The 13,460-nt window shown below is 67.6% G+C and carries 13 protein-coding genes; 7 read left to right on the top strand and 6 right to left on the bottom strand.

Going from position 1 to position 13,460, the window contains the following annotated elements; all coding sequences use genetic code 11:
- Positions 1 to 62: 62 nt before the first annotated feature.
- Positions 63 to 761, bottom strand: a complete 699-nt coding sequence (gene nucS, locus QM638_RS17095) for an endonuclease NucS (protein ID WP_415143820.1) — start codon at positions 759 to 761, stop codon at positions 63 to 65.
- A gap of 25 nt (positions 762 to 786) precedes the next feature.
- Between nucS and QM638_RS17090 the strand changes: the two genes are divergently transcribed.
- Together QM638_RS17090 and QM638_RS17085 are read left to right on the top strand one after the other, a co-directional pair.
- Positions 787 to 1,308: a GNAT family N-acetyltransferase gene (locus QM638_RS17090; RefSeq protein ID WP_415143818.1), complete on the top strand. Its 522-nt coding sequence runs from the start codon at positions 787 to 789 to the stop codon at positions 1,306 to 1,308.
- A 42-nt stretch (positions 1,309 to 1,350) separates the two neighbouring features.
- Positions 1,351 to 3,156, top strand: a complete 1,806-nt coding sequence (locus QM638_RS17085; protein ID WP_415143816.1) for a 3-hydroxyacyl-CoA dehydrogenase family protein — start codon at positions 1,351 to 1,353, stop codon at positions 3,154 to 3,156.
- 81 nt (positions 3,157 to 3,237) lie between these two features.
- On the opposite strand, the gene QM638_RS17080 is transcribed toward QM638_RS17085, so the two are convergent.
- On the bottom strand, positions 3,238 to 3,732 hold the full coding sequence (locus QM638_RS17080) for a DUF4189 domain-containing protein (RefSeq protein ID WP_415143815.1): 495 nt from the start codon (positions 3,730 to 3,732) through the stop codon (positions 3,238 to 3,240).
- 289 nt (positions 3,733 to 4,021) lie between these two features.
- On the opposite strand from QM638_RS17080, the gene QM638_RS17075 reads away from it, so the two are divergent.
- Entirely contained in the window at positions 4,022 to 4,855 is an 834-nt protein-coding gene (locus QM638_RS17075; protein ID WP_415143813.1) for an alpha/beta fold hydrolase, read from the top strand.
- A gap of 191 nt (positions 4,856 to 5,046) precedes the next feature.
- Here QM638_RS17075 and QM638_RS17070 read toward each other — a convergent pair whose 3' ends face one another.
- From QM638_RS17070 to QM638_RS17055, 4 genes are read right to left on the bottom strand one after another with little or no spacing between them, the layout of a single operon-like run.
- The gene (locus tag QM638_RS17070; RefSeq protein ID WP_415143811.1) at positions 5,047 to 5,553 is read right to left on the bottom strand and encodes a flavin reductase family protein; all 507 of its coding nucleotides are present in this window, start codon (positions 5,551 to 5,553) and stop codon (positions 5,047 to 5,049) included.
- Positions 5,550 to 6,062, bottom strand: coding sequence for an NADPH-dependent FMN reductase (locus QM638_RS17065; RefSeq protein WP_415143809.1), 513 nt, complete (start codon positions 6,060 to 6,062; stop codon positions 5,550 to 5,552). Before QM638_RS17065 ends, QM638_RS17070 begins: the two co-directional genes overlap by 4 nt.
- 53 nt (positions 6,063 to 6,115) lie before the next feature.
- The gene (locus QM638_RS17060; RefSeq protein WP_415143807.1) at positions 6,116 to 7,426 is read right to left on the bottom strand and encodes an NtaA/DmoA family FMN-dependent monooxygenase; all 1,311 of its coding nucleotides are present in this window, start codon (positions 7,424 to 7,426) and stop codon (positions 6,116 to 6,118) included.
- Positions 7,426 to 8,739, bottom strand: coding sequence for an NtaA/DmoA family FMN-dependent monooxygenase (locus QM638_RS17055; RefSeq protein ID WP_415143805.1), 1,314 nt, complete (start codon positions 8,737 to 8,739; stop codon positions 7,426 to 7,428). Before QM638_RS17055 ends, QM638_RS17060 begins: the two co-directional genes overlap by 1 nt.
- Positions 8,740 to 9,048: 309 nt before the next feature.
- On the opposite strand from QM638_RS17055, the gene QM638_RS17050 reads away from it, so the two are divergent.
- From QM638_RS17050 to QM638_RS17035, 4 genes are all read left to right on the top strand, one after another.
- On the top strand, positions 9,049 to 9,846 hold the full coding sequence (locus QM638_RS17050; protein ID WP_415143803.1) for a GntR family transcriptional regulator: 798 nt from the start codon (positions 9,049 to 9,051) through the stop codon (positions 9,844 to 9,846).
- Between the two features lie 172 nt (positions 9,847 to 10,018).
- On the top strand, positions 10,019 to 11,257 hold the full coding sequence (locus tag QM638_RS17045; RefSeq protein WP_415143801.1) for an NtaA/DmoA family FMN-dependent monooxygenase: 1,239 nt from the start codon (positions 10,019 to 10,021) through the stop codon (positions 11,255 to 11,257).
- A gap of 321 nt (positions 11,258 to 11,578) precedes the next feature.
- A complete protein-coding gene (locus QM638_RS17040) occupies positions 11,579 to 12,469 on the top strand; it encodes an ABC transporter ATP-binding protein (protein WP_415143799.1) in 891 nt (296 codons plus the stop codon).
- On the top strand, positions 12,466 to 13,443 hold the full coding sequence (locus QM638_RS17035; protein ID WP_415143797.1) for an ABC transporter ATP-binding protein: 978 nt from the start codon (positions 12,466 to 12,468) through the stop codon (positions 13,441 to 13,443). Before QM638_RS17040 ends, QM638_RS17035 begins: the two co-directional genes overlap by 4 nt.
- Positions 13,444 to 13,460: the final 17 nt, after the last annotated feature.

Here is a 13,460-nt window from a genome sequence, read left to right as displayed (position 1 = left end):
TCATCACCGCGGGGCGGTCGGATGCCGCCGTCCGAAGATGCACCTTCGGCCCGGGGCCAGGCTCAGAAGAGCCGTTCCTCGACGTCGTCGAGGCCGCGCAGGGCGTCGTAGTCGACGACCGCACAGACGATGCCGCGGTCCTCGGCGAGCACCCGGGCCTGCGGCTTGATCAGCTGGGCGGCGAAGATCCCTCGCACCGGGCCGTTGCCGGTGAGCAGCGGGTCGCGGTTGAGCAGCTCGAGGTAGCGGGTCAGCTGCTCCACGCCGTCGATCTCGCCGCGGCGCTTGATCTCGACGGCGACCGAGCTGCCGCCGGCGTCGCGGCACATCAGGTCCACCGGGCCGATGGCCGTCGGGAACTCGCGGCGGACCAGGGTCAGGCCGGGCGCGAGGGTGCCGGGATGCTCGGCGAGCAGCTCCTGCAGGTGCCTCTCCACACCGTCCTTCTGCAGCCCCGGGTCGATGCCGAGCTCGTGCGAGGTGTCGTGCAGCACCTCGTCGATGAGGATGCGCAGGGTGTCCTCGGCGCCCTTGGCGGTGCCGCGTGAGCTCACCGTCCACTCGGCCCGGCCGTCGTCCGCGGTACCCTCGCGCAGGGTGCAGGGTGGTGACATCCAGTTCAACGGCTTGTAGGAGCCGCCGTCGGAGTGGATCAGCACCGACCCGTCCGCCTTGAGCATCAGCACCCGGGTGGCCATCGGCAGATGCGCGGTGAGCCGCCCGGCGTAGTCGACCTGGCAGCGTGCAACGACGAGTCTCACGCGGCCTGAATCTACAGTGGGGCCGATGAGGAGCATCCGGGAGGCGGGACCGGCGGACGTCGCGCTGCTGCGCGAGATCGAGGAGGCCGCCGATCGACGCTTGGTGGAGCTCTTCGCGGCCACCGACTGGGCACCGGCCACGCCGGGGGAGCGCCGGGCGGCGCTGCCCGGATTCCTCCTGGTCGTGACCGAGGGCGACGCCGTGCCGGTGGGCTTCGCCCATGTGCTCGAGATCGAGGGCCAGTGCCACCTCGAGCAGCTCGCCGTGCTGCCGGAGCACGGCCGCCGTGGCCACGGCCGGGCGCTGGTGGACGCGGTCAGGGCCGAGGCCGGCGTACGCGGCCATCGATCGGTCAGCCTGATGACCTACGCCGAGGTGCCGTGGAACGCGCCGTTCTACGCGACCTGCGGCTTCGTGGTCGCACCGCCTCGCACGACGTTCGAACACGAGCTCGCCCGCGCCGAGCGACGGCTCGGCCTGGAGCGGTACGGCGCCCGGGTGCTGATGGTGGCGGATGTCACATCCCCGGAAGTGACTCGTCGGTAACGAGGTCTCCCGCGCCCGGTACGACGATGGCATCATGCCTCCATGAGCGATGCAGCGCAGCCTCGTCCGGTCTCGGTCGTCGGTGTCGTCGGTCTCGGCACGATGGGGGCGGGGATCGCCGAGGTGTTCGCCCGGGAGGGGTTCGCCGTCGTGGGCGTGGAGGTGGACGACGAGGGTCTGGAGCGGGGCCGGGCGCATCTGCGGCACTCGACCGATCGAGCCGTCAGCCGGGGGAAGCTCGCGGAGGACGAGCAGGCGGACCTGCTCGGCAGGATCACCTTCTCGACCGATCTGGCCGACCTCGAGGACGCCGACCTGGTCATCGAGGCGGTGGTGGAGTCGCTGGAGCTGAAGAAGAGGATCGTGGCCCAACTCGATGACGTGGTCGGCCCCGACACGGTGCTCGCCACCAACACCTCCTCGCTCAGCGTCACCGAGATCTCCACCGCCAGCAAGCGCCCCGGGCGCGTGGTCGGGGTGCACTTCTTCAACCCCGCGCCGGTGCAGCGCTTCGTCGAGATCGTCCGCACGGTGGTCACCGAGCCGGACGTGCTGAGTGGGGTGCGCGAGGTGGTCGAGCGACTCGGCAAGTCGCCGGTCGTGTGTGGCGATCGGGCCGGCTTCATCGCCAACACCCTGCTCTTCGGCTACCTCAACCACGCGGTGTCGATGTACGAGGCGCACTACGCCAGTCGCGAGGACATCGACTCGGCGATGCGGTTCGGCTGTGGCTACCCGATGGGGCCGCTGGCCCTGCTCGACCTGATCGGCCTGGACACCGCCTACGAGATCCTCGACACGATGTATCGCCAGGGCCGCGACCGACTGCACGCGCCCACGCCGATCCTGAAGCAGATGGTGACCGCGGGCATGCTCGGCCGCAAGAGTGGCCGAGGCTTCTACACCTACGCCGCCCCGGACTCACCCGAGGTGGTCGCCGACGCGCTCACCCCGGACGCCGACGCCACGCCCCGCTCTCGCCGTGAGATCGCGCAGGTCGGGGTGGTCGGCACCGGCACGATGGCGAGCGGGATCATCGAGGTCTTCGCCAAGGCGGGCTTCGAGGTCACCTACGTCGGCCGCGGGCAGGACAAGGTCGACGCCGTGGTCGACCGCATCACCCGCTCGCTGGACAAGGCGATCCAGCGGGGCAGGCTGACCGATGCCGCCAAGGCCGAGACCGTCGGCCGGCTGCACGGCACCACCGCGCTGGAGGATCTGAGCGCCGTCGACATCGTGATCGAGGCGATCGCCGAGGACCTGGCGGTCAAGACCGCGCTGTTCGAGGATCTCGACGAGATCTGCCGGGACGGGAACTCGGGGCGGGGCGCGATCCTCGCCACCACCACCAGCAGCCTGCCGGTGGTGCGTCTGGCGAGCGTCACCGGTCGGCCGCAGGACGTCATCGGCATGCACTTCTTCAACCCGGCCCCGGTGATGAAGCTGGTCGAGGTGGTCTCCACCGTCTCCACCGCCGACGAGGTCGCCGAGACCGTGCGTGCGCTGTGCGCCAGGGTCGGCAAGGTCGCGGTGAGCTGTGGCGATCGGGCGGGGTTCATCGTCAACGCGCTGCTCTTCCCCTACCTCAACGACGCGGTCAAGATGCTCGAGGCGCACTACGCCACCGCCGACGACATCGACACCGCGATGAAGCTCGGCTGCGCGCTGCCGATGGGCCCGTTCGAGTTGCTCGACGTGGTCGGCAACGACGTCTCGCTGGCGATCGAGCGGGAGCTGTACAACGAGTTCCGGGAGCCCGGCTTCGCCCCCGCGCCGTTGCTCGAGCACCTGGTCACCGCCGGCTATCTCGGCCGCAAGACCGGGCGCGGATTCCGTGACTACTCCTGACGGCCCGTTCCGCAGAGACGAGAGGGGCCCCGCCGACCGGCGGGGCCCCTCTCGTCTCTGTCGGGTGCTATCGGGGTGCGCTCAGGCGCGGCGGGTGGTGCACAGCCACGCCCAGATGCCCACCTTGCCCGGACCGGCGACCTTCTTCTTCGCCTTGGCCTTCGCCTTGGCCTTGCCGTAGGCGTAGGCGGACGACCACTCCTTCAGCGTGCCGCTCTTGAGCCGGTAGGCGACGGCGAGGCAGCCGTTGCGGACCCAGCCGGCCTTACGGCACTGGCGGTTCTTGGAGGTCTTGGCGAAGCACTTGTTCTGCGCCTTGTTGACGGCGGTCGACTTGGACTTCTTGTCGTTGGAGAAGTAGGCCTTGTAGCTCTTGATGTTCACCGAGATGGCGCCGAAGCACTTGCGCGCCCGCCAGTTGCAGGTCGCCTTCTTCGGTGCGACGCGGCCGTGCACGGCGGTGGCACTGCTGGACGCGGAGGTCGTCCCGGCGACGACGGACGGGCTGGCCGCCGAGGCGGCTCCGGCTTCGAGCAGGGACACCGTCAGCAGGCCGGCGATGGCGAGGGCAAGCATGCGCCCCACGAGCGTGATGATCGATCGCATGTTTCACTCCAGATCGGGATCGGCAGGTCGTCGGAGACCCTTTCCAGACTCCGAGCGGTCAAACCTCGACAGGGCTGTTTTCGTCGGTCGAGGCTGTTTCTTCGTTGGTCGGGCCTGTCGAAACCATCTACCGCCGGGCGTGGTTTCGACAAGCCCGACCATCGAATCCTGCAGCGATCGGTCTCGGGCCAACCTCACGACTGTCGCTGCCGACCGCCCGGTCGGACACCCCCGGACGGCCACACCGTACGCTGGCCGGGTGCCGGCTCCAGCGACGTCCTCCTCGCCGAGCGGCACACCGAATCTGCTGCACACCCTGAGCTTCGGGGAGCAGGGCCGTCGGGTGGTGTTCTGTCACGGGCTCTTCGGCCAGGGCAAGAACTGGACCCAGATCGCCAAGGCTCTCGCCGGCACGCATCGGACCTGTCTGGTGGACCTGCCCCAGCATGGCCGCTCGCCGTGGCGGCAGCGCTTCGACTATCTCGCGATGGCCGACGAGGTCGCGGCGCTGCTCGCGCCGGAGGACCCGGTGGCGTTGGTGGGGCACTCCATGGGCGGCAAGGTGGCGATGCTGGTGGCGCTGCGCCACCCCGAGTTGGTCGAGCGGCTGTGCGTGGTGGACATGTCGCCGGTGCGCTACGCCGAGACCGGCACGAACCCGAGCCTGGTGGCCGCCATGCGCCGACTGGACCTGGACTCGCTGTCCAGCAGGCAGGAGGCGGATCAGCGGCTCGCCGTGGACGTGCCGGATCCGGTGGTGCGCGGCTTCCTGTTACAGAATCTGCGCCGCGATGCCACCGGGGACCCCGGCTCACGGTGGCGCTGGCAGATGAACCTGGCGGTGCTGGGCGACAGCCTCGACCAGCTCGCGGACTGGCCGGCCGAGGCGCTGGTGGGTGTGGCGCCGTACCGGGGACCGGTGCTGTGGGTGGCCGGAGCGCAGTCCGACTACATCACCGCCGAGTACGAGCCGGCGATGGCGCACTGGTTCCCGCGCAAGCGGCTGGCGACCATCAAGAACGCCGGTCACTGGGTGCACTCCGAGCAGCCGGCCGTCTTCACCGAGGTGCTGCGGCGCTTCCTCGACGACTAGGCCGGTCAGGCGAGCCGCCGGAGCAGTGGTCGATGACCCTGATTCCGATGTCGTGGTGGATGGCGCGTTCGCCAGTTTGTCATAGCGGGTGGCGAAGCTGGGTCGCCCGGGACCGGGATGCTCGCACGGATCCCATGGTACGGAACCAGGAACGGTCCCCCGAACGCGCGCGGACCGGCCTGGCGCTTGGTTCAGCTGGCGATCTCGAGGCGGCGGAAGCCGGACTGGTGAAAGACCAGCGGATTGATGTGGGGCTGGGTCTGGAGGGCTTCGATGCGCAGGAGGATGACGTGGTGGTCGCCGGCGGGGACCTCGGCTTCGATCTCGCATTCGAGCCAAATGGGGGCTCCGCTGATGAAGAGGGCTCCGGCGGTGGTCTCGGCGAGGTCGAGTCCAGCGAACCGGTCACCGTTCTTGGAGGCGAGTTGGCGGCAGGCTTGGTCGTGGGTCTCGCCGAGGACCGAGATACCGATCCGAGGGGCGCGGCGCAACGTCGGCCAGGTGGTGGAGGAATTCTGGACGGCGAAGAGGACCAGAGGCGGTTCCAGGGAGACTCCGACGGTGAAAGAGGAGGCGACCAGGGCGGTGGGTGCGCCTTCGATGCGGGCGGCAAGGGCGGCGACGCCGGACGGGAAGTGACTGAAGGCGTTGCGGAGCAGAGTGGGGTCGGGGAGTTCGGTGAGGTTGGTGGTGTTCATGCGGCTGCTCCCTGCAAAGCGGTCATCGTGCCGCGGATGGTCGAGCCCCACCGGGTGATCCATTCGTCCATGGCAGGGCTTTCGTCGTAGGTCTTGTCCATCAGGTAGAGCCCCGGAGCGGGGCAGGCGGCGCCGAGTTCGGCCAGGACGGGCTTGAGCAGGAGATCGGAGGCCATGAAGTGAGCGGGGCCGGCGCCGAGCATGAGGGGGACGGCAACGACGTCTTGGAGCCCGGTGCCGGTCTCGAACTGGTCGAGGAAGAGTTTGAGCAGTCCGGCGTAGGTGGCTTTGAACGTGGGGGAGGCGACAATGAGGAGGTCGCTGGCCGCAGCCTTGGCGACCGCTTCGGTGACAGCGGGGTCGCCCCATCCGAGGAGTCCGGGGCCGAGAGTGATCACGTCGACAATCTCGGGTTGAGCCTCGGGCGCGAGGCCGTGAGCCAGCAGGGTGGCGGCCTCGGCGGTGCGGGAGGCCGGTTTGGGGTTTCCGACCACGACGGTGAGGTTCACGAACAGTTCCTTTCGGTCAGGAGGGGACGGATCGGTGGCTCTTCGAGCCCCGGCTACGGGAGCAGCAGGTTGTCCCGGAAGTGCTGGTGCGGATAGGTGGTCCTGGCCAGCCCCCGCCGGGTGAGCTCCGGCATCAGCCCGTCGAGAACCTCGGTGAGGTAGTGGCGGGTGATCAGGCCACCGCCGCCGGCGAAGAAGAGGAAACCGTCGCCCCCGACTTCTTCCATGGCCTCCTCCATCTCGTCGACGATCGACTCCGGGGTGCCGACCAAGGTGAGCGATTCGGACTGACTACTTCCGGTGAGCAGCTCGCGCAGAGTCTTCTCCGGCCCGAGCTTGCGGAGTTCCTCGACGATCGACTGGCCGCCGCGCTCCTCGTCGAACTGAGGGAGTGGGGCGTCGAGGTCGAATCGGGAGAAGTCGGTCTGCGCGCTCGACATCAGGGCCAGCTTGCGCATGATGGCGTCGGGGTCGGAGTACATCCGCTCGTGCTTGGACCGGGCGTCGGCCATTGTCTCGCCGACGACGGGCGTGATCATGTAGAGGACTTTGCAGGAGTCGGGGTCGCGCCCCAGCTCCTCCATGCGCTGTCGGATGTCGTCGCGGTAGGCCTTCATACTTGCCCGTCCCTTGGGAGCGGAGACGATCACATCAGCCTCGGCCGCTGCCAGGCCGCGGCCCGCGGGAGAACCGCCCGCCTGGGCGATCACGGGCTGTCCCTGTGGCATCGGGAGGGTGTTGAGCGGCCCGCGCGAGCGGAACCACTTTCCCTCGAAGTCGATCCGGTGGACCTTGGTGTGGTCGACGTAGTACCCGCGCTCGCGGTCCATGACCAACGCGTCCGGGTCCCACGAGCTCCACAGCTGCCGGACCAGGTCGATGAACTCGTGAGCGCGCTCGTACCGGTGGTCGTGGTCGAAGATCTGATCCATGCCGAAGTTCTGGACAGCGCGGTCCTCGGCCGACGTGACGACGTTCCAGCCGATCCGACCGCGGCTGAGGTGGTCCAACGAGGAGACCAGGCGGGCGAGGATGTAGGGCGGGTAGAGCGTCGTCGACATGGTGATGACGATGCCCAGGCTCTCGGTCGCCGCCGCGATCGCGGACGCGAGCGGGACGGGGTCGTTCTTCGGAGAGCGCGTCGTGTACATCAGCTCGAGATCCATCGAGCCGCCGAACGTGTCGGGGACAGTCACGGAGTCTTCCAACATGACGAAGTCGACGCCGGCGCTCTCGAGCATCCGGGCCATCTCGACGTAGAACGTGCCGTCGAGCCAGGTCGCCGGGTCTGACGTCGCCCATGGCGTCTTCCATGCTGTCGGCATGTAGTTGACGAACCATCCGTAGCGCCAGCGCTCGCTCATCAGAACTCCATCAGATTGTCACGGAAGGTGGCGTGGCTGTACGAGGCGCGGGTCAGGCCCCGCGCCTGGAGCGCCGGGGCCAGGCCATCGGTGATCTCGCTGATATAGCGACGGGTGGTCGGTCCCATGATCAGGAAGCCGTCGCCGCCGACCTCGGCCATCGCCTCGTCCATCTGCGCCGCGACGCTCGTCGGCGTGCCGACGAGGGGGATCGACTCGATCGACCATTCGGAGGCGACCTCGGCGAGGGTCCTTCCTCGGGTTCCCTGACGGATGAAGTCGGCCAGTGTGCTGCGGTGTCCGTTGGTGGTCACATCGGGGATCGGTGCGTCCATCTCGTAGACGGAGAAGTCGTTCTCGGTCAGGCAGGAGAGGTGGCCCAGCGCCGTCTCGGCGCGCTGACGTTGGGTCGCGGGATCGTGGCGTTGCTCATCGGCGAGCCGCGCCTCCTGGTCGGTGGCTCCGATCACCGGGCTGACGACGAAGAGCACCTTGCAGCTGTTCGGGTCGCGTCCGGCCTGGACCATCCGTGCCCGGATGTCCTCGCGGAACTCGCACATGGCCTCGAGGCCGTGGGCTGATGCGATGACTGTCTCCGCGTGTGCTGCGGCGAAGGTGCGCCCGCGTGGTGAACCTCCCGCCTGGCAGAAGACCGGCCGGCCCTGGGGGGAACGGGTCGTGTTGAGAGGACCGCGGACCTTGAAGTACCGGCCGGCGTGGTCGATCGGGTGGACCTTGGCTGCATCGGCGTACTTCCCACTCGCTCGGTCGAGCAGGAAGGCATCCGGCTCCCACGAGTTCCAGAGCTTCTCCACGACCTCGACGAACTCGTCGGCGCGGTCATACCGCTCGTCATGATCCGGGAGCGACTCCATTCCGAAGTTCTGCGCCGCTCGGTCCTCGCTCGAGGTGACGATGTTCCAGCCGACCCGGCCGCGGCTGAGGTGATCGAGTGTGGCCATGGTCCGGGCCAGCATGAAGGGCGGATAGAAGGAGGTCGACATCGTCGCGACAACGCCCAAGTGCTTGGTCGCGCCGGTGATGAACGGGACCAACGCGACGGGGTCGTGCTTAGGTGCGTAGAGGGCGTGCTTGAGATCCATCTCGTACGTGCCCGCGTAGATGTCGGAGACCATCGAGGAATCCTCGACCATCATGTAGTCGAAGCCGGCTCGCTCCAGTGAGCGCCCGAAGTCGACGTAGAAGTCGCCCGCGCCCCACTCCCGCGCATCCGAGACGGAACAGAACGGACTCTGCCAGGATGGCGGACGGAAACTGAGGAACCACCCGAGGTGGAACGGCTTGGCTGGCATGGCAGTCATGGTGTAGTCCCGCTGTTTCGCGCAGATGTGGCTCGGGACTCCGCACGATTGCGCCGATCGGCGGCCGTATTGACGAGCGGGCGCGGCTCCCCATTACGCCGTCGGCTCGCGGCGTGTCAACGACGGAGTCGATCGCTGGCCGGTGGGACTGGCGGGAGTCGGCCGATGGCGGATTCCTGGCACGAGCAGCCTGACAACCCCGGCGAGCGTCGGCGCAATCCACCCGCAATGACCTTGATACGGCCGAGCAATCGACGAGTGCCGTACTAGTGACCACCGCCGAGCGCCAGGAGACACGACATGAGCACCGTCGACGTTCAGTCCTTCAATCGGGCGCGCAATGAGACGCGTCGTCGACTCCAGCGATCCCCCCACCGGGTACACGACCTCCTCCGCTCGGGGATCCGCACGGGCCTCCTTGCCGGTAACGGCGCCTTGATCGAGGACGCGCTCGTCGCCAGCCTCGCCGCGAGCCGCAACTCGGTGCGCCAGGCGCTCCAATTGCTTGCGGCCGAGGGGCTCGTCCTCCGCCGACCGAACCTCGGGACAACCGTGGTCGGCTCGATCTCGGAGGTTCCACTCCACGAGATCGTCTCTCGCTCGCAGTTGGGCGCCACGTCCGTGACGGTGAGGGAGGTCGACCAGCGTGAGATCCCCAGCACGGATTACCTTCGCGCCCGCTTGGAGACCGACGCCGAGACCGTTGAAGTCGACGAGGTGCTGGTCTGTGCTGATGGCGAACCACGCTCGGTCCGTGTGTCCTATGTCCCGTGGGAGGGCGCACCGTGCCCGCGGGTCCGCGACGTGATCCCGGTCCCGCAGGCCTTCAAGAAGGTCTTCGGGGTGGCCCTTGGCGAATGCGAGGTCTCGATCAGCGCCGTCGCCTGCGGCGCCTCGCTCAGTGGCATGCTCGGGATCGTCGAGGGAGCGCCGGTCCTCGTCGAGGAGGTCGTGCTCCGTGACGTCAACGGTCAGCCTCGCGAGTTCAGCTACACCCACCATCGTGCCGACCGGGTCGCACTCTCGATCAATCTCCCCGTCGCCGGTCCCCAGTCGGGGCTCGACGACCTCGGGGTCGAGGAGCGCATCGCCAGTTAGTCACTGAAATGTGCCGCTGACCTACGTCTCGCCCCTCAACTGACGCCGTCCGCTCGCGTACGGCTTCCTAGGTGTGCCCGTTCTCTGGAAGGAAGTGCCCATGTTCCACCTCGGTTGGTTTCTCGGCGGCAGTTACGGAATTCACCCGTGGACTGGTCCATGGTCGGGCAATGTGCGCTATGACTGGATGCGTCCGGGTCTCTACGTCGACCTGACCACCTCGCTGGAGCGGGCCGGATTCGACTTTCTCTTCATCGAGGACACCGCGATGGTCGAGGACACGTTGAACGGATCGGCCGAGACGTCGCTGAAGTACGGGATGATGACGCCGAAGAACGATCCGCTGCCGTTGATGCCGCTGTTGACCCAGGCGACCCGACACATCGGGATCATCTCGACGATGTCGACGATCCAGTACCCGCCCTACCTGGCGGCGCGGATGATGGCGACGATGGACCATCTCACCGAGGGGCGGGCCGGTGTCAACGTGGTCACCTCGGTGACCAACCGGGTCGCGCAGAACTTCGGATACGACGAGCACATGGAGCACGACGAGCGTTACCTCCAAGCGGAGGAGTGGATGGACGTCTGCACCGCTCTGTGGAACTCCTGGGAGCCGGGAGCCTATCTGGCTGACCAAGAGACTCCCCGTCTGGTGGACCACACCAAGGTCCATACGATCGACCACGTCGGCAAGTACTTCAAGGTCCGGGGTCCGCTCAACACCCTGCCGGGCCCGCAGGGCCGACCGGTGGTGGGGCAGGCCGGCAACTCGATCCCCGGCCGCAACCTCGCCGCCAAGCACGCCGACACGATGCTCGCCTTCGGCACCAGCGTCGAGCAAATGAAGAAGTTCCGTGAGGACATGCACGAGCGACTCCTGGCGGCCGGTCGCAAACCGACCGACTGCAAGGTGATGTTCCTTGCCACGCCCACTCTCGCCGACACCGACGAGGAGGCCCGCGATCGACGTATCCGACTCGACCGCCAGGCGATGGCGGCGCCGATCGAGACGAAACTCTGGGGCCTCTCCTATATCAGCGGCGGCACCGTCGACTTCGGTCAGTTCGACCTCGACGAACCGGTCCCCGAGTATGTCGGGAACGGCGAGCAGTCCTCGCTCGCCCGCTTCTACGAGCGCGCCCGCGGCAAGACGCTCCGGGAGGCGCTGATGACCAGTCCGGCGGTCGGAGAGGATCTCGATTTCGTCGGGTCCCCGGATACCGTTTCGGCGAAGATGGGTGAAGTCATGGAGGAGGTCGGAGGAGACGGCTTCCTGCTCTACCCGGAGATGAACCGCCGGACCATCGCCGAGATCTGCGACGGCCTCGGCGCGGCGCTGCAGAAGCGCGGACTGGTCAGGACCGGATACGAGGGTGACACCTTCCGCGACAACTTGATGGCCTTCTGATCTTTACGATCAATTTCTCGTTCGATCGTCGCGACGTGACAAACCTGTGGCGACCCAGTGGAATTCATCGAATTTGTGTTTTCCGAAGTGGGAATTAATGTGGTCGATGGATGTCCACACGGGTGGGTGCCACTGGCCGCCGCCATGGGCGTAATACAAATGTGACAAGGTCGCTGCGGGGGTGCTCGGGCGCCGTGACCACGCGTGGATGAGGCGATCTCGGACACCGCCCGGGCCCGATCGGGCGGGAGAACGGTCGGCGTAACCTTTGCCTTACCGAACCGACTCAGCGCCGAATCGACTAGTGGTTTGACTCTTCGCATGGGAATCAAGTTCTCGACTCGAACCGGCTCCGTCGCGGGATCACACCGGGCCGGGGCGTCGGTCGCTGGAGTCGGCGACGTCGCCCTCGAGGTGAGCGATCTCGTCGTTCGGGCGGACAACAGCCGGGGCTTCTCGGAGCTCCTCCACGGTGTCTCTCTTCAGGTGGCATCTGGCACGATGCACGGCCTCGTCGGCGAGACCGGTTCGGGGAAGTCCATGACGGCAGCGGCCGTGATGGGCCTCCTGCCCAAGGGCGTCTCGGTCGTCAGTGGGAGCATCAAGCTCCGTGATCGCGAGTTGGTCGGACTCGGTCCCAAGGAGCTCCACGACCTGCGCGGGCCCGCCTTCGGCATGGTCTTCCAGAACCCCCGTACGGCGCTCCACCCGATGTACAACGTCGGAACCCAGATGTCGCGGGTCCTCGAGGCGCACACGGGATTTTCCCGCCGTGAGCGTCGAGCGAGGATCTTCGAGTTCCTCCGGATGGCGGGGATCGCGGAGCCGCAGCGGATCGCGCAGGCCTACCCGCACGAGCTCTCCGGCGGCCTCGCACAGCGCGTGGTCATTGCGACCTCCCTGATCTGCGACCCGACGTTCCTGATCGCCGACGAGCCGACCACCGGTCTGGACGCGACCGTCCAGCGGCAGATCCTCGAGCTGCTCGCCCGGCTCCAGGGCGAGCTCGGCCTCTCGGTCCTGATGATCACCCACGATCTCTCGATCGTCGCGCAGTACTGCGCAAGCGTGAGCGTGATGCACGTCGGCGACGTGGTCGAGAGCGGGAAGGTACGTCAGGTGCTCCATACGCCGACGGCCTCGTACACCCAGAAGCTGCTCCGAGCGTCGCGCCTGGAGTTCGTGACCCAGCGCGAGCGGGCTACCGCATGAGTGCCCTCGCTCAGGAGTCCGAGGGTGACGTCGTCGTCCTGGACAAGCTCTGCAAGCGGTTCCGTGGCCGTGCGGGCAGCGCCGACATCGTCGCCATCGACGACACCTCGTTCCGCATCCCGCGGGGCGCGACCGTCGGCATCGTCGGCGAGAGCGGATCGGGCAAGTCGACCCTGGTCCGCTGCATCCTCGGCCTGATTTCAGCGGATTCGGGGAGGGCCGAGGTGCTGGGGGTCAACACCGTCGGCGCCAACGAGCAGGTGCTCCGCTCGCTCCGTCGTCGTGCCGGCATCGTCTTCCAGGAGCCGTACGAGGCGCTTGACCCGCGGATGCGGATCGGTGACGCGATCGCAGAGCCGCTCCGGCTCCACTCGACGCTGGCGTCGGACCAGATCGGCGACCGCGTGGGGGAGCTGCTCGAGATGGTGCTTCTGGACCCGGCTCTGCGGACACGTTTCCCGCACCAACTCTCCGGCGGACAGCAGCAACGGGTCAACATCGCTCGGGCGCTGGCCACCGAGCCTGAACTCCTCGTCCTCGACGAGCCGACATCCGCGCTGGACGTCTCTGTCCGGTCCGAGGTCCTCAGCCTCCTGGTCCGTCTGCAGAACCAACTCGGTATGACCTATGTCCTGGTCTCCCATGATCTGCCCACGATCCGCGCCGTCTGCTCCCACATCATCGTGATGTATCTCGGCCGGGTCGTGGAGCAGGGGACCGTCGACCAGGTCCTCGGCTCGCCCTCGCATCCCTACACCCGCTTCCTCCTCGGATCCGCGCTCTCGCTCGACCCGGACGTGAAGACTGCGCCGCCCGAGACGCGCCCGACCGTCTTGGACGGTGCCGTGGACCGTCGCGGCTGCTGCTTCGCTCCGCGGTGTATGGAGGCGATTCCGGACTGCTCCACCACCGTACCGGTGCTCGCCCATCGCGGATCGCCCAGCTTGGTCGCTTGCCTCCGTGCCGGCGAGTAGCTCTTGCGCACCGACCC

Origin of the sequence: Nocardioides sp. (genome assembly GCF_047606145.1) — a bacterium.
GTDB lineage: Bacteria > Actinomycetota > Actinomycetes > Propionibacteriales > Nocardioidaceae > Nocardioides.
Note: the sequence above shows the minus strand (reverse complement) of the source record. Positions and strands in the feature narration are given on the sequence as shown.